This is a genomic window from Candidatus Thorarchaeota archaeon (assembly GCA_021498125.1).
Classification (GTDB): domain Archaea; phylum Asgardarchaeota; class Thorarchaeia; order Thorarchaeales; family Thorarchaeaceae; genus B65-G9.
On record JAIZWL010000005.1, the window covers coordinates 123,576 to 140,917 of the forward strand.

At 43.2% G+C, this 17,342-nt stretch carries 15 protein-coding genes; 6 read left to right on the top strand and 9 right to left on the bottom strand.

The genetic code is table 11. From position 1 onward, the window contains the following. Nucleotides 1-158: 158 nt before the first annotated feature. Together K9W43_11525 and K9W43_11530 are read right to left on the bottom strand one after the other, a co-directional pair. Nucleotides 159-776: a hypothetical protein gene (locus tag K9W43_11525; protein MCF2137851.1), complete on the bottom strand. Its 618-nt coding sequence runs from the start codon at nucleotides 774-776 to the stop codon at nucleotides 159-161. Nucleotides 777-812: 36 nt separating this feature from the next. Then, nucleotides 813-1,376 (bottom strand): EMC3/TMCO1 family protein, encoded by a 564-nt coding sequence (locus K9W43_11530; GenBank protein MCF2137852.1) that lies wholly within the window; start codon nucleotides 1,374-1,376, stop codon nucleotides 813-815. Nucleotides 1,377-2,039: 663 nt separating this feature from the next. On the opposite strand from K9W43_11530, the gene K9W43_11535 reads away from it, so the two are divergent. After that, complete coding sequence (locus K9W43_11535) at nucleotides 2,040-2,309, top strand: hypothetical protein (GenBank protein ID MCF2137853.1); 270 nt, start codon at nucleotides 2,040-2,042, stop codon at nucleotides 2,307-2,309. Between the two features lie 238 nt (nucleotides 2,310-2,547). Here K9W43_11535 and K9W43_11540 read toward each other — a convergent pair whose 3' ends face one another. The 6 genes from K9W43_11540 to K9W43_11565 form a co-directional block, all read right to left on the bottom strand. Then, the gene (locus K9W43_11540) at nucleotides 2,548-4,512 is read right to left on the bottom strand and encodes a hypothetical protein (GenBank protein ID MCF2137854.1); all 1,965 of its coding nucleotides are present in this window, start codon (nucleotides 4,510-4,512) and stop codon (nucleotides 2,548-2,550) included. Beyond that, on the bottom strand, nucleotides 4,509-4,970 hold the full coding sequence (locus tag K9W43_11545; GenBank protein ID MCF2137855.1) for a hypothetical protein: 462 nt from the start codon (nucleotides 4,968-4,970) through the stop codon (nucleotides 4,509-4,511). The genes K9W43_11540 and K9W43_11545 overlap by 4 nt, the downstream gene beginning before the upstream one ends. 598 nt (nucleotides 4,971-5,568) lie before the next feature. Continuing rightward, nucleotides 5,569-6,489, bottom strand: coding sequence for a hypothetical protein (locus K9W43_11550; protein MCF2137856.1), 921 nt, complete (start codon nucleotides 6,487-6,489; stop codon nucleotides 5,569-5,571). A 190-nt stretch (nucleotides 6,490-6,679) separates the two neighbouring features. Continuing rightward, nucleotides 6,680-7,657 (bottom strand): hypothetical protein, encoded by a 978-nt coding sequence (locus tag K9W43_11555; GenBank protein ID MCF2137857.1) that lies wholly within the window; start codon nucleotides 7,655-7,657, stop codon nucleotides 6,680-6,682. Between the two features lie 105 nt (nucleotides 7,658-7,762). Beyond that, nucleotides 7,763-8,974, bottom strand: a complete 1,212-nt coding sequence (locus K9W43_11560) for an NAD(P)/FAD-dependent oxidoreductase (GenBank protein ID MCF2137858.1) — start codon at nucleotides 8,972-8,974, stop codon at nucleotides 7,763-7,765. A 493-nt stretch (nucleotides 8,975-9,467) separates the two neighbouring features. Then, nucleotides 9,468-11,063, bottom strand: a complete 1,596-nt coding sequence (locus K9W43_11565) for a hypothetical protein (GenBank protein MCF2137859.1) — start codon at nucleotides 11,061-11,063, stop codon at nucleotides 9,468-9,470. 282 nt (nucleotides 11,064-11,345) lie between these two features. Here K9W43_11565 and K9W43_11570 point away from each other — a divergent pair, with 282 nt between their 5' ends. The 4 genes from K9W43_11570 (at nucleotide 11,346) to K9W43_11585 (ending at nucleotide 14,618) form a co-directional block, all read left to right on the top strand. Then, nucleotides 11,346-12,125, top strand: a complete 780-nt coding sequence (locus tag K9W43_11570) for an ABC transporter ATP-binding protein (GenBank protein MCF2137860.1) — start codon at nucleotides 11,346-11,348, stop codon at nucleotides 12,123-12,125. Further along, entirely contained in the window at nucleotides 12,122-13,768 is a 1,647-nt protein-coding gene (locus K9W43_11575) for a hypothetical protein (GenBank protein ID MCF2137861.1), read from the top strand. The genes K9W43_11570 and K9W43_11575 overlap by 4 nt, the downstream gene beginning before the upstream one ends. 228 nt (nucleotides 13,769-13,996) lie before the next feature. Then, nucleotides 13,997-14,284, top strand: a complete 288-nt coding sequence (locus K9W43_11580) for a nucleotidyltransferase family protein (GenBank protein ID MCF2137862.1) — start codon at nucleotides 13,997-13,999, stop codon at nucleotides 14,282-14,284. Further along, a complete protein-coding gene (locus K9W43_11585) occupies nucleotides 14,271-14,618 on the top strand; it encodes a DUF86 domain-containing protein (GenBank protein MCF2137863.1) in 348 nt (115 codons plus the stop codon). The genes K9W43_11580 and K9W43_11585 overlap by 14 nt, the downstream gene beginning before the upstream one ends. A 270-nt stretch (nucleotides 14,619-14,888) precedes the next feature. On the opposite strand, the gene K9W43_11590 is transcribed toward K9W43_11585, so the two are convergent. After that, on the bottom strand, nucleotides 14,889-15,800 hold the full coding sequence (locus tag K9W43_11590; protein MCF2137864.1) for a DMT family transporter: 912 nt from the start codon (nucleotides 15,798-15,800) through the stop codon (nucleotides 14,889-14,891). Nucleotides 15,801-16,272: 472 nt separating this feature from the next. On the opposite strand from K9W43_11590, the gene K9W43_11595 reads away from it, so the two are divergent. Then, the gene (locus K9W43_11595; GenBank protein MCF2137865.1) at nucleotides 16,273-17,337 is read left to right on the top strand and encodes an XRE family transcriptional regulator; all 1,065 of its coding nucleotides are present in this window, start codon (nucleotides 16,273-16,275) and stop codon (nucleotides 17,335-17,337) included. Nucleotides 17,338-17,342: the final 5 nt, after the last annotated feature.

Consider the following 17,342-nt stretch of genomic DNA (forward strand, 5'->3'; position numbering starts at 1 on the left):
AGACTAGTAGTAGTAGTGCTCCCGTGTTTTAAAAGGTGTACATAGTAATCGAGATGAATGTAAGGATCAGCCGCAAGATGATCGGATGTATAATTGAAATGGTATATTGTATTGTAATGTACTGCGAATCTCAATGATATTGAAAATTGCAGGTCATCTCATACTTGGTCATCGTCATCCGAATCAATTGGATTGTTTCCTACGGATTCGGAAGGATATTCTTTCTCTTCATTTAGAGCATCGAGAATCGGTCTGGCATCAGCGTGGATTCGTACGAGAAGATGTTCATCTATAAACGCAACAAGGAATATTACAAATAGGATATAGCCAAAAATAGGGGCCGCATACAGAAAAAATGCAATATCTTGAATGATTGGTAATAGGAATATCACTGCAAGTCCTAAAAGTTGCCAGATCCACAAAAATATCACAATAGCACTCCAATTTACGAGAATCACTAGGATTCGCATGTGGCTTTTATATTTGACATAATCATCTTCAACGAATGTGGGCACACCAAGTCTAATTGCAGTAACGTGAGCCGTCTTTTTTATGTATTCGGTACCTGGAATTATCAATATAAAGAGCCCAGCCATGACAAATAGTACGACGCTTCCGGAGCCCACTCCAAATAGCCATACTGACTTTTTCTCCGCAATTGTGAAGAACCAATATGATAAGATTATGCCACCACATATATGCAATAATGCTCCGAAACCATTGAAACGATCTACTGGGTAGCTGTTGGTGTTCTGAGATTGGTCTTCTTTAGTCATGTGATTTCACATGTTCAATTATCATATCAATACGAATCAAAATGGTGATCCTACGGACCCAAGTGTATCAAGGTGTGCCAGTTTTCGGATAAAGCCACCTAAGGATGCGCTCGTTATGAAATACCAGACCCAATAGTAGATTCCGAAGCCGCCCTGTACCGGAACACCAAGCCAACCTACAAAGAAAGGCAAAAGCCTCTGGATGTTGAAGGGAATCACTGCAACAACACTTCCACCAAAGAGTGCTGAGAGAATCCCGAAGATGATCAGGAAGGGAATGTAAAAGATACACATGGGCTTCATGCGTGCACCCATCATCTGTGTCTGGATCCGCATGATACGTTGTTGATCATCCATGACATCTTGCAACAGGACGGGGTTCATAGACTTCCGTGCCTCTTTGAATTTTTGTTGCCACGCTTTGACCTCTTCCATCTGCTCATTTAACTTCTCAACATCTGTGAACTTCTTTGTAGAATATGTCGAGATGAAGACAACAAAGAGGCTCACTATTGTGATGAAGATCATTGACAGAGGCGGGTATAGTAATGGTCCTAGTGCATTGCCTATCGCTGCTATGATGTCTCCGATCAAGTCCATTGCAGGTCAAGATTTCAACTAAATTTCTCGTTTTAAGGTTTCTCCATCAATATGCTTTGCAAAAAATGGGATGTGTCATTGCATTCGGACTTCATGGTCCACCTTGTTATCATTATTTATTTTCTACTTGTGATCATAATGGTCTTCGACTATCGTGAAGCGTATTGTTCTACCTGATTTCTTTAGATGTGCAATACTATTTAATTCACAATTTTGGTGTTCCCGCGTTGACATGATACGATCTCCCTCTTCTTACTCTGAAGCATATGTCAATACGTGTACTCCCTACGATCGAGTACACGTGACAGGCGATATATTATAATTTCTCCTTTTTTTTCCGTATCATACGTGTACTAGTAAACGTGAGACGAAAATCTAGTAAACGTATTCGAAAAATCGAGCTTTCGAAAAATCGGTAGGAGTACACGTATAGGTGTTGCGCGCCAAACGGTGCACGCTCTAGGGGCAGAATTTGATAGTATGATGTACATGTGCCAGAATAACCGAGAATATCGCACAAATTTGCACTAAAATGGAAAATAACGACATTTTTTGCACCTATCATTTTTCATTGAAATCATACGTGTACTCTTTTCGACCTGATGTGTTTATATTTAGGATACGTGTACTCTTTATGTGTCAGCCGCCGGGAGGGCTTGACAGATGCAAATGTTCTCAAGAATGCTAAGAAGACAGGGTTTCTACAGGGTCAAAGGACAAGAGGATCCTGTGTACATGAAACATCACGTTGGAATCGGTGGAATATATGTCCGCATCACGGACAGACGAGCTTTGATCATGGTCCGAGACCTAGGGATCGAAGAGGAGTTCACGCGGGTCAAACGACTCGAGAACTTCATTAACTCGTTAGATGAAGAAGCGTATCGTCAGAAGTGCTTCATTGTATCTAAGATGCGTGCAGGTGGATCATGAGGTTCTCTCAGGGGGTCATACCCCCTCACATTTCTTTTTTATATACATATTCTTCAGTTTACGACTCTTAGTGATCCGACCAAATACGATACGACTGGAGCCAAACTTGCGATGACCAAATCATAGTGTTTCCAGTAATTCTGTATGGTGATCGGGGTTTCATCACGGTTGTGGATCTTACTCTAAGAAGATGTTCACCGCTGATGCAACTGAATAACATATTGTTGAATACAGCTCACTAGTAAGCGAATGATAAAGGTCCTGATCGTTTCCATTGAATGCCAAGTCGTTCCAAGAACCGTTGAATCACCCAGACCGGAATAGCTGTCATTGCCAAGAGGGAACCAATATAGAGTGTGCCCCCAAGTTGGTACGCAATGATCACTCCTGCTGCCACAAGCACCAATGGCATGGCAAGCAATAATGAAAAGTGGCTTGTGGCCTCTTCCTCTTCTATGGGAATTGACATTTTGTAAATGAGTGCGATCAGAGGGAGCACAAAAAAGAGAAACGATAGAAGTGAGAGAGAAAACCATTCCCTGAGCTCGAACAATTGAGCGGAGTAGCCTTCTTGGTGAAAGAGTACCACCGGAACGACCAGCCACACAGTCCAGTGATAGACCTGCAAACAAAATGGATATGATCCTTTACAAGTAGTGGGTTGCTGGGGAACCCCGATCCATGGAACAAATATACTCAGGACCAATAGGACCACAGAGGGGAACCGTGGATCTCTGCTCAGTGACCGCAGGCTACGATGTTCTAATGTTTTTCGTGACCATGCGACCAAAATCACAGCACAATATCCGACCATCAGCATCAGGATGACCTCTCCGAGACCAAGACTCAATCCGAACACTTCGACATAAGGGAGGTTAATCTCAGCACGGAGATTGAATGAACTGTTTGTGTCAGGATCGATGAATGACTTCAGCACTATTGAGTCGGGCCAGATCCGTTGACCTTGTTTAAACGGTTCGACTGGCTCGAGTGGTTCGATCTCTATTCTGAGCGGCCCGGTGAATTCGGGAATGTACAAGGTTCGAACTGGCCAGACATTTGCTAGCATTCCCCACATTTCGTAAAGACGGTTATTAGCAACAGATATGCTCAGTGATGTGAACATGAATTGTGGTGTTCGAGATATATCTATTTTTAATACTTTGAGACCTACAACTACGGATAACTCACGATCGGGAAGAACCACAAGCTTCACCGAGACACGTGATGATTCCAGCCACTTCACATACCCTGTGTAAATACCCGGCGCAAGATAGAATGTCGTCACATTATTCTCTATGAACAAGAGCGAATAGGTCTCATTCACAGTATCATTCTTGATGTATAAGATCGGTGGAGGATAGGCAAAGTATAGAAGCTGATCTTCTAGAAAATTCTCGCCCTCTGAAGTTGTCACCGTGAACGTGACTGGATACAATTCTTTAGTGAACGTTGCTTCTATCAATAGGCTCTCAATGATGATCTCAAATGTATCTGAGGACGTGATCCAGAGGTCTGTCCACACCTTATCTATCCCTGCCAGAGACGAATCACTTATGGGCCCCAATTGTATATTCAAACGGAGAGTTGCTGTCTGATTTTTCTCAACGATCAGATCTTGCCGAATATCTTTATTGTACGTGGGGATACGTACCTCGAAATCGAATTTGGGTGCGCCCGTCTTTACATGGACCTTCAGTGAAGCTGTGACATTATCACAAAACCCGCCTTGGATAAAATTATTAAAATGGAATTGAATATAGTTCCAATCAGTACAACCAGGACACTCTATGTGATACCCATCGTCTTCTGCATGCATTGATGAGATCATGGCCGGTTTAGCAATTACATCTCGCATGTGCAATGGCGCAAAAGGTGTCAAGTTGATCAGCGACACAGTGGTAAAAGCAGGTGAGGTATGAACTTTGGTATGGTAGAATGCAGGTGAGCTAACCTTGGTAGTTGTAACGACCTTTGTATCAATTGGCAGACTGTAACTCAATGACCAAATATATGGCAATTGCACGAGCATGAGCATTAGTACGAGCAACATAGACCATTCACGTTTTCTCCAGACAAAATCACTCTGTCTTGGTACACCATACAATTTTGCGGTATACGTACCGATTCTTCGTACACCATTTCTTGGAAGCCTACATGCTTGACGTACGAACTCGGTGATCCTCTCCTTTGTTATGGTCATTCCCAGCTTAGCCTCCTTTTTATGTTGTCAAACAAGAACTTGGCAATCTCTGTTGGTTGCTTGCCCTGTGGGATCCCAATTTTCCATTCCAAGGCAAGACCCTTGAGAATCTGTTCACACTCATCATGTAATGGGCATGAACTACAATCCCCTTCATGATCGTACCATACTTGGATCTGATATTCAGGAGAATATGTAATGTACGCGGTTGTTTTGTTGGCGGGGCAATATCCTATTGCAAATCCGTATCTCTTACTGATATGCTCCAGCTTTATTCTGTTCATCTTAGCAGTATGAACAAGCAACTTGCTGATCCTCTGCTCAGCTATCCGTTGAGCTTGACTGACAAACGGTCGGGACACTCCTAATTCAACGGCTATTTGAGAGGGCGGAACTTCTTGGCGTCGTTTTAGCCAAATTATGCTCTGGCGCTTTGTGGGATAGCGAAATGAAAACATCAATCATCTCAACCGTTAGTTAATCACTTTCATGCAACTATTAAATCAAAGCCATATAAGTGCTATGCCTTCAAATGTGCTATAAGATCACAAGCATCCCACGCATATCACAAGCTTACGATCAGAGAAGGTACCAATTGTATTATGGGTGCATCAGATTTCAGGCACCAACGAATAAAAAATAAGGAAGGAGAGGCAGGCAGGCCGGAGGGAGGAGAGAGGTGTGTTCTTATGCAGGTAAGAGAGATGGTCCCCGTGGTTTGGTCGCGTGGTGTAAGTTCGGTCTGTTTTGAGATGGGGCCTGCCTTTGCCTCGGATAGTCGAGAGAGAGATCCACGTTGTTGACTGCGGTTCGGAAAGTTTAGTTGACCGGTAAGCAGTCGGTCTCGGATTCGATGCTGCGGTGTTGCGATATTCGCAATTCGGTCCCAACTCATTGCGATTTCTACAAAACCGTCAAGAAATATATGGGAATTCTACAATTTAAGTTCTTTTGTTGTGTATCATTTTTGTTCTCTTTACACACTGCTACCGACTGCTGTTCATAGGTGGCGATTGTATCAGCAATCTTGTTCCTAGGCATCAAGTACACTGCGAATTATGTTCGTAAGACCAGATATCCCAAAGCTGTGATACTTAGAAAGATCCCTGTGGCATAGCTCACGTTAAAGAATAGCAATGATCCCGTCATGCTAGTGCTTAGAAATAACATGGTACTGAGGACCAGAACCCCAAATACCACAAGTACTAGTAACAGACGCTCAATGCGTGATAAGGGTTCGAACTCGGATGAGAAAATACGGATCCAGAGAATAAGAATGACTCCGGCGATCGGTGGGATCATGACGAGAGTCACAGCAAGTAGCGGAAGCAGGACAGCCCCCAAGATCATGCGTAATGAGTCTAAACGGCTCTGATACCTTTCGAACTCACTTGCATATACTACTCCATAGTCTCGATGGATATGAAACTGATACCCTTTCCAGATCTTGTGTGTCCCCTTTGAAATGGCCTCACGCACAGAATCTATTTTCGTCTTTTTTGACTTGGGTTGGTACTGGCCGCGCAACGCAGGTATGACATAGACTGTCAGAAGCAACGACCAGAGACCGTAGATCGCAGTAAGCACTTCGAGGGATGACAATGCTCGTGCATCCATGAGAGTATGCCAGAGAACATACACTGCGTAGGACGCGATCATTATCGCCGGTAGCAAGAGAAAGAGCTTGACCACTTTCAGCCGCCTTTTGTTGCCCTTTAGTGAGGGTCGTGCAACCTTGAAAACAAAAGAACAGAAAGCGGCATAAGTCAGCATAATCCCAAAACCGCTAAGGAACTTGGTCACGGTTCCGGAGATCGTAAGCAAGAGCAGAAGAGTATCGGCGCTCCAAAGTTGCGTGAGTCCACTCTTAATCAGAAAAGGAATCCATGCCAGTATCCCCCCGACAAATCCAATTACATAACTACTCCCTCTATTCTGAGAAACCTTCTTGCACAGACTGGTAATGACTGAACTCATACAGTGCATGATGCAAAACGCACCTGATAAGTTCTCTTGAAAAAACTTGGATAGCAAAAGCTGCAGAAGCAGCATAGCAAAAGCGGATCTCGTTTGGATAAAACCATTAGAGAAGTGACAAAGTACGGCTTCTAGTAGATACATCAGTTGTTTTGATCTTTTTCATGGACGAGATGATGTATAATAATATTTATGAGAGTTCATTTTCAATCAGCCATTCAGGAGGCGCTTCAAAGGTGGATGAAAGAATGAAGCTCTCGTAAACGGTCACTCCCTTCGTGGTAGTAAACTGCTTTCCTGTTCGGTAAATTCGGGGATATTTTCCGATAAGGTTCAACCGGATTGGGCACCGAAGATCCATCTCTAGAACTTGAAGAATAGAATTGATGAGATTCAAAGACTCATTTTGGATGTCAGGATCATTCAATTCGGGTTTCAAACGTTCCTTTGTCGTGTTAGAAAACATAGGCGATGGATTGATCACCGCAGCTACGATAATTGCAATAGAAATGACAACCATGATAATGAGTATTTCAACAGTTGGGGCAAGTTGGATATTTAGCGAGTCCATAATTACAAATCCAAAAAAGATTGTTAGTACAATAATCCAGAATGCAATTGCAACTTTCAGTATATTCTTGCGTCTGGTAGATACTACTGTACCAATATGTGACTCTATTTTGTTCAGCCATGATTTTGATTCGTCCGGAGCGAATACTGAAAGTATCTTCGCATGAGATCTGACAATTTGCGAATCATATAAAGAATGAAATCGTATGTCCTGTCCAATGGCAATTCTACGTTCGACATGCCCGGCCAGGATCATATCGACAAACTCGATTGCATCGGCGATCTGACCACGTGATATATTACGACATCCCCTGTGACCATCTTTGCGCGCCGGGTATTTAAGAATTAATGAACCAGTACCTATCCAGATGAGTGCAGGGATACCAACTGTCAACCATGACAAGATTTCTGAGTCATCAGTAATTGACCTCCCAATGTATCCCAAAATTGGGGATGAAACTAATGCAATAACCAATGAAACTATCATGGAGAAACAGACAAAGGGCACACTAAGTTCATACTCATTACGCCAAGGTTGTTGTCCCTTCAGGTACGCTTCAAATTCCTTGTGGCAGTCATTATCTGCAAAAAACACCATTATCACCGTTATATCCACAATTGGTCAGATAAAATGGTAAAAATATAGATTTAAAGGTTCTGACATTTTGTTGCCATCAGTAATAATTATTGAACTTATGCAATCCTACCTTATTTTATTCAATATTTTTGAACGAACATATGAAGGAGCAATGGCAAAGATCGCCCCTAAAACTGATCTGTTTCCAAGGAGCATCTCAGCGACTATCCGTGAATTTTTCTCTGATGTTAGAAGTGATGCAGCCATCCCCGACGAGTCACCGTGCATGAGGCGTTTCTGGAGCCAAAGACCCCACTTCAGGTCGGATCCAATCTTACGAGACCATGCACGTTCGTAAGAACCGAGCCGTTTTCTTGAGAAATCATTATGCGCCAGTGCGTTGATTGCGGTCTCGGCTGCAAGTTGCCCACCGATCATAGAGTAATAGATTCCTTCTCCAGTTATTGGTGAGCAGTGGGCGGCTGCATCACCCGCAAGCATGATTCTCTCGGAGAAAGAGGGTCTCACAACTCCTGCAAGAGGCATGAGTGCTGCATCACGTTTTATGAGGCGGGCATTTTGTAATTCACTTTTTGCAGGTTCACACTCATAAACGAGGTGGTTCAAATAATCTTCAAGCCTCTTCTCGGACTTTTTTATCTCAGAAACTAGACCTCCGGTTCCGACAACGGTCACATGACCTCGCGGAAAGATCCAAGCATATCCATGTGGTGAGAACTCGGAACCATAATAGAATTCGTTCGTTTGTTCAAATGGGGGCTGGGACGGATCTCTCTCAAAATAAAATTGATTTGCGTAGCCTACAGCATTTGATGGTAGACGGTCTCGTACTAGTGATGTTTTTGTTGATACAGGATTTGCCCCACTACAATCAAGAATCAGTTTACAGGACAGAACGTTCGAACTATCATTGTCCTTGATAGTGACGCGGCAACCGTCCGAGTCAATTGAGATTCCCGTGACCTCTGAGTTCATACGAACATGATCTTGATGGTGTGCTACTCTCTGAAGTAAATGAGTCCCTAGATCACGACGCGCAATATTGTAGCCCTCTACCTCTTCGAATTCTACCGTTATGGCATCCATCGTTGGAAATTTCATTCGTATCGATCGTACTGGAGACCATTCGGGACGGGGTGTGATTCCAAATTCTCTAAGCGCACGCATAGGAAGAAATCCGCCACATGGCTTGTTCTCACCGGGCGCAGAGTCACGATCGATCACAAGGTAGTCAGCATCAATAGTGGATAGGGTCTGGGCCGCCATGAGCCCTGCGGGCCCGGCTCCGATAATGATCACATCAACATCAGTATGCATGTTGCCTATTCACAGGCAGTGACCATAATAAATGGCTGCATTTACTAGTACACGTATGCAAGTTTTGCGATCTATGGTCATTCCGGCATACGTGTACTCATGAGGGTCTAGTACACGTATGATTTTAGAAGTACACGCAAAAATAAGAGCGGGAAATTATGCGTGTACTAGTACACGCATTAATTCAAGAGGTGTGGAGAGTACACGTGTGACGTTGAGAGGTGTTTTTCGTATTTCCCGGCGGAGTGATGTTTTTGGCTTGGTTTTGGAGATTTATACAACGAACGAGCAGTGAGGAGTGATTGTCTGCTGAGCCACGTGTACTAGTACACGTGAGTATTTGGAACCGTGTGATATCCATATTATATCGGGAAATGATTGTGTATCAAGCTACTAGGACCAAGCACATGAAGAGGATCACTAAGAAGATAGGTTGCGGATTTTTTGTGTGGTGCATGATGGATAGTCGTATCACACATCGCATGAATCACATTTAGATCGAGGTGACCTCGGTCCAATTCACAAAGTAGACTGACATTGTGTCACGACCGCAGATCACATTATCATCAAGATGAATATGATATAGAACTGTGTAATGATTTCCGATGGCCAATTTGTAATATATAAATAACTCGTCAAAGAATGCAAAATACGAGCAGTTCTGGCTACGAAGATATCGGAGCGTTTCTGTTCGTGACATATTAGCGTGGAGGATCTCAGGGCTTACGAGACCTGCAAGATCAATGACTCTTCGGCCTGAAAGATAACGAATTGCGCCAACATCATGGGTTGCAATCACCGCATCTTCAGGTGTGTGATCTCGTAACCAATATCCTATGTCAACTTGCATGTCGTTAATATTTTTCACAGAGTTGCCATAGAAATTCGCCTGTTGGATATAGGCTGGAACAATAGGGAGAATCAGAATTCCGATCGTGATAATGACGGTCACTATATTCACGTGGCCAATACGTGGAAGGGACAGATCAGCAAATGCCAATCTATCAAAAACGTTTGCAACACAAATGACTGCGCAGATCATGAACATATCAAAGATTGGAACCAGATATCGAGAATTGTTTATGAGCGCCAAATATGGCATTACCAATCGATATACGAGAGTCAGGACCACAGGATAGGTCCACAGATACGGTTTTGCATGCTTGACTAGAACCAGCCCAAGGAAGATTGCAATCAGCAGAAACGGCCAACTGGCTAGCCAATAGGTCCACCACCAGTCCCACACCGCGATCTCGGCGGGGCCATTCTGATGCACCTTCGCATAGAATGTATCTGGAAGCGGAAGCCCTGTTACACTAAGACAATGAAGAATCCATGGAAGAGCAATAAGCCCTGCGATAATTACTGCGATTGCTACAGTCTTCAAGACATGCCTATACGATTCATGGCCAGTCAGATAGACTGCCCAGATCAAGAAACCAATACCAACTAGTAGTATGCCTTCAGGCCGTGCCAGATAAGAGAGACCCAATAATGCTCCCACGATGTAGCGATCACCAGTTTGGGAACGTTCGTAGACAAAGATGGACCCGAGAAGAAGAAACAAAAAGATCGGGAATTCCATTCCGGATAGCATGAGCCATGTGGTCTTGGGGACGATGACAAATGCGATCATACCGAGAATGGAGTAAATCCCCCTCTCAGTGTGTCGAAGAATCAAGAGACCTACAATAAACGTACAGAGGATATAGAAAAATATTGATATTATATATACCCCTATGATCAGTCCATCTACATCGCTAGCAAGATAAAACAGAGGCACTAGAATGATCGACCAGAGAGGGCTGGTGGAACCTGTGGACGGATGGCCAGGGGAGTATTCCCAAGGTGTTCCCTCATAGATCGTTCGGGCATATTGAAGGTGAATCCACGAATCATCCAGAGAAAAGCCGATAGTAGACCAGGTAGCTAGAGTGGTGAGATAATGGAGTGATGTGAGCAGAGTAATGATGCAAGCGGCGATGAACACATGCCCCTCGGTCGTTCTAAGAAAAGCTAGGGCCTGTCTAATGTAAGAAACAGTTCTACCTATGAAGACCTTTGCAAAAACGCTGATCCTACTTGACATCTATGTTGCTACTCCCTTCTAACACGATGCGGGTCAAATAGAAATAAGTTAAACTTTTCTTAACAGAGAACACTTGGATTGGTTCATGTGATAGGAAATGGTCTGAGCAAGAATATCAAGTCCCACGTAATTTTGGATCACTGATGCCTTCGTTCGACCCGAATGCGGATGTAACGTCATTAAAATACATGTGTGAACTGGGATTTATGAGAATAGTAGATGACTCATTCCATCGAATAATTGTCGGGACATGATGCCTTCTTAACTAAGGGAGATTTTCAGATGCCAGTAGTAGAGGTTCAAAACTATACAAAGTCATTTGGTAGCACTGTAGCTGTCAATAATGTGTCTTTTGAAGTTCGTGAGGGAGAAGTATACGGGATCTTAGGTCCCAACGGCGCAGGAAAGACTACGACCCTCAAGTTGCTCATGGGCTTGTTAGAACCCGACTCTGGAACAGGAAAGATCTTTGGCATGGATTGTATAGAAGACCCCATTGAGGTCAAGAAACTGGTGGGATACGTACCAGAGGAACACATGTTATACGATTCGTTAACGCCACGCGAGTTATACGAGTTCATCGCCTCAATTCGTGATCTTCCGGATATCAAGACCAACAACAAGATTCGAAAGATGGTCAAGGCACTCTCTCTTGACAAGTATTTTGATCAGATGATCCTCACGCTCTCTCAGGGGAACCAGCAGAAAGTACTCCTGATCTCAGCACTCCTCCACTCTCCCAAATTATTGATCCTTGACGAGCCGTTCTCAGGGCTTGATGTCAAGAGTGTACGGATCATGAAGGACATCATTGCGATCCACAAGGAAAATGGTGGAGCAGTTCTGCTAAGCACACATATCATGGAGGTCGCACAGGGTCTCTGTGACCGGATTGGGATTTTGAATAATGGGCGGTTGATCGCTGAAGGAACCCTTGAGCAGCTGAGAAGCCAAGCAGAGCAAGAGGGGGCAACCCTTGAACAGTTGTTCCTCCGGCTCACAAATCAGGAAGATGATGTGGCTCAAGGCGTAGATGCACTTAGGGAGGCCCTCTCGGAGTGAAGTTCACAGAACGTTGGCGGCTCTCAGGGACGATCCTTGCAGAGGCCAGATTTACGGGATATCTTGACTCCAATCCCATGTACCGGACCAGCCTCAAGGAAAACCCCGATAAGATAATTCAATCGATCAAAAGCAACGTGAAGATCAACAATATCTTCCTGATCATACTTCTAATTGGAATGGCTATATCGTCGTTCGCCGCAGGAATGCAAGCGCACCCAGGAGTAGAACCAACCTTTGGGATATCGATCTCGTTTGCAACATACTTGGGATTGATGTATGCCACTCTCTTCTTTCTGAACTTGCTTGCGACAACTGGTTTCTTCAATGCTGAACTGTATACACTCCCTGCGATCCAACCTCTGTCCCGAAGAGAGAGCACAGAACTCTTTATGCTCGCGTTTGTACGAATCTTCTTCTGGCCAGTCATTGCAGCCGTCGCCACGTATCCGCTTCTATTGTTCTTCTCACACGGCATATTGGCTGCACTCATCGCCGTGGTTGCCTGTGCATCAACAGCGATCTTGTCGATCGGATCACTTATTCTTACTTCAAGATGGTTTTACAGAAAAGCCCATAGCTCGACTCAGAGCAAGGCTACTACAGTACTCCGCTTTGTCGCAGGACTGGGACTGGTCTTGGGCATGATGGCAATTTACAGCATGATGTCGGTCATTCCTAGGATCATAGAGTTCATTTTCCAAGCTACGTCTTCATCGTCGACCCTGTCCAATTTCATGATCGTCTTGAGTGTGATGTTCCCCTTCTCCTATGGTCAATTGCTTGCAGTAGTGATCAACCCAAGCGCCCTAGACCCATTGATGATCATTATGACACTTCTCGGGTCGGCACTCTATACAGGCTTGGCTTATGTCGCATATCGCAGAGGAGGAGGCATCTTGGAGTCCGCAACCATCGGAGGTCTGGTCGCGGAGACCACGAGTAAAAGAAAACAAATTGGGATTCGTATTCGGAGACGATTGTTCGCCATTATTTTCAAAGATGTTCGTATCGCCTCTCGAAGCCTCGGCTCTACAATTATTTTCGTGCTTCCGATCTTGATGATTCTCGTTTTTGTTCCTGCAAGCCAAATCTGGGTCGGGTCCTATCTCCGAAGCTCCTTTGTATTGATGGAGATAGTATATGTGCAAATGTTGTCCGGCCTGATCGTTCTCTCACTCCTAGCATATGACACTCAAGGCTCTTCAATAATGGAAGGCTTACCATTGGGATCAACGGACATGGTGTATGCAAAAACAATATTATTTTTCACTATTCAGAGCTCGGCATTCATTGTCATCTCGGTCTTGATTGCCTTTTCAAATCCTATTACGCCCCTGCTCATGCTACTCCCTCTATTTCAGATCCCAGTGAGCTTTGCAATGTGCGCTATTACAATCGTTGGGGTCTATCGACTTAGAGGAAATGGGAGATCTGTTGCGGTATCAATGACGGGGGACGCTCCAATAGTAGTGTTTACAGTTATATTAGCAGGATTAATCGGCAGTATCCCTCTTCTAGTCTATGTAGTTCTACTGTTGCAGTATCATGTGCATCTAATTGCACTCCTTGGACAAGTAGGCATAGGTGTTCTACTTGTACTGTTGGCCGTCAAAGCCACACCACATTTGCTAAAGGATTGAGGTGCCGATTTCTGACCATGTGTCGTTGATCGCAAGTTATCCATTCTTGGCAAAACAAGTGTACATCTTAAATTGTCGGAGTGATGCGGATGCATCATCGTTGTGTGTGTTGTGTCCACATATTTTTAACTTCAGGGTGCATTATATGATTATATTCTGTGCTAATATACGATTACATTCCCTCCTGTAAAATTGGTGTTGATAGTAGTGAAATCCTTGACTCTTGATATGATACTAAAATTATTTGAAGAGAACAAACAGGTATTACAGAGAGAATTTGGAGTCAAGAAGATTGGAGTCTTTGGATCATATGCCCGTGGTGAGGGGACCAAACACAGTGATATAGATGTGATTGTTGTGTTTGAGGAGGGACAAAAGACCTTCGATAATTATATGGGTCTTGCATTCTTCCTTGAGCGACTCTTTGGAAAAAAAGTAGATTTGCTAACACCTGAGGGAATCAGCCCGTATATCTTACCGTACATAGAAAAGGAGATAGTGTATGAAGAACTATAGACCATATCTTCTCCATATACTACAAGAGATCGAGTACATCGAACAGGCATCAAAAGATCTGGACTTTGATGGGTTGATCTCTAATGAACACCTAAAACGTTCGATTGTTCGAAGTCTGGAGATAATTGGAGAAGCATCTAAACATCTACCTCAAAGCCTTAAGACACAGTATGACGCTATTGAATGGCGAAAGATTTCGGGAATGCGGGATAAATTGATTCATGGGTATTTTGGGATAGATTACTCAATTATTTGGGATGTAATACATCATTATATTCCAAATCTAAAGAAAACCGTGATTCGTATTCTGGAAAAAAACAACACCGATACATGATTTAGTTTTTTATTTTCTCTCAACCGTTGATTGTAAGTTGGACAGTAGGCCCAGAGTCCGCCCACCAACGGCAGTGTGCAACAACAACAACAACAACCTCACCATCATGACAAAGATCATACGTGAGATGTCGTTGGGAGTATTTTATCGCCCATCTTCAATGTCCCGGAATGTCCAAGTCTTCTGTAGCTGTTGGCAACCCGAGTCGCCACATACCCAATGAGTCGTTCGACCTGTATAGTCTTCTCAGTCTAAGGCTATGACGTTCATTCATGGGACCAACACGACCAGCACAACACCAATGACCGTAGCTATAACTCCAAGCGCAGTCTTGCGTGTTGGTTGCTCGTGGAGATAGTGAATCGAGATCGGAACTGCAAACAGAGGAGCAGTAGAGGCCACTACGGAAGAGATCGCAGCACCAGCATATTGGATTGCATAGACATACAACAGGGCCCCAATGGCCATTCCGAAAAATCCTGCGATTGCCACCAGCTTTGTCACACGGCGTGATGGAATAGCCATGCCCTGTTTATGCGCTATTAGAAAGATAGGTATGAAGATCGCGCCCCCGAAGACCATTCGAATGAAGTTTGCAGTGATCGAGTCGACATTGTAATCTCGAAGGCCGACTTGGATAAGCGTGGTACCAAGAGCGTAGAGAACGGAAGTGATGACGGCAAGGAGAATTCCCCATACATCTATTGATCGATTCTCCTTTTTTTGCTCAGCAGTCTGATTCTGTTCAAGCGCTAAGACAATAGTGCCAGCTACTGCAATTACTGCTCCTATGATCCGTAACGGGACCACAGGTTCGTTAAGGAACGTGATAGTAAAGATGAAGGTGAGTATCGGAAAGGTCATTGCGATCGGAAATGCATAGGTGACTCCAATTCTCTCCTGACTCATGAGATAGAGTGTGTCCCCGACTACAGCACCTAAAAATATTGAGAGTGCGAGAATAATGACAGCCTCTGTTGGTACAGCAAAAGGATTCAGTCCAAGAGGAAGCAGAATTAACAGGGTCATGAACACGACTGAGACCCACATCTTGATCGAACTGACCGCAATTGGATGGATATCATTGCTCTGAGACCTATAGAGTACTACTGATATTGCATATAGGATCGACGCGAGAAGACCTGCTGCCGAGCCAATAAAAATATCCAATCCGGTCTGCATGATTGCTGTATGGTAACGTCTTGATTAAAGAAGGTGCTCCTTGCTGCTATGCTTATAGATTAGGGATGCACCATGCTAACAAGACAAGATTGGGAATGCTTCGATATCTTGGTAGTCAGAACTGCTCGTACTTTGCATTCTTTGGAAAATAATCGTTATATTATACTATGACACTCGAAACTATTACTTCAAAATATACTCGGTTCATCTAGATACTAATGTAGTCTGTGAACAGGATACCATGTCATTCTTTTTGAGAATTGGATTAAAAATTCAAAATATTAGACCTTTATAGTTTATTCAAACGTAGCGCGGGATATATTTAAATTAAAGTGTTCCTAACTTAAGTAGAATTCTGAATTTTTACGTAGTATTAATATCCAAGAAGATAATAGATTAGTGAATGCTTCTAAAAGGTTTATAGATTGTAATTCCGAAGACAATTGGTGGTGTTATCTTAGTGGGCCGCTCTATGGAGATCAGAATTTCACCGGAAATTATGGCTGTTCTTAGAAATAAATGTGGATATACAGTTGAGGAAATAGCAAAAAAATTACGAATTCCTGTTGAAAAGTTAGAAGAGATGGAAGCGAGCAAAAGGAATTATACGTGGTCACAGATAAAAAAACTTGCAGACATCTATAAGGTTCCTTTAATCATCTTTTTTTCTGAGAAAATTGACGATGTGCCATCGGTTCCAGATTATCGGATTAATAGGGATAAACAATTAAAATCGGGAGTATTTTTGGCAATTAGACGCGCAAACTTTCTTTCGGATGAAATTAGTAGGATTTCCAATATCGAAAGTACCATTCCTACTTTTGAAGACATGCCCCCAGATGAATTAGCCATTCGATTTCGGGCCTTTTTAGAACCCGAACCTCCTACTACAAAATCAACTTCAGAAATACTTGAATATTACAAAAACCTACTTGAAAAACGGCTACAAATTATTATTATAGAATATCCTCTAAAAGCAAATGATGTAAGAGCTTTCAGTATACTTTCCAGAGTATCACTTATTGTTCTAAATGAGTCAGATAGACCACAGGTCCGTCTATTTTCGCTATTCCACGAAGTGGCCCATCTTCTTTTGAGAAAACATGGTATTTGTTCTATAGATCCAACTCACGAAATTGACGCAACAGAAAAGTACTGTAATAAATTTGCGGCAGAGTTTTTGGTTCCCACTGCCAAGATCACTGATTCAATTGCAGACAAAGAATATTTCGTGGATCAAGAAATTACAAAACTTGCAAGGAAATATCATGTCAGTACTCAAGTTATGATGCTTAAACTCCTTAATCTAGAATATATCTCCACAAGACAATATAGAGAATTCAAATCACGGTTTGATGTGAAGAAAATAAAAAAATCGGGGGGTCGTAGAAACTGGGAACAGACATATGCGAAAAGAGTGGGCAATCTTGTGTTAGATAAGGTATATGACGCATACAGAGCAGGGGTCATCTCCTTCTTCGAATCAACGAAAATACTTGATGTGAGCCTAAAATATGCGGCTATCCTTCTTGGGTGAGATCT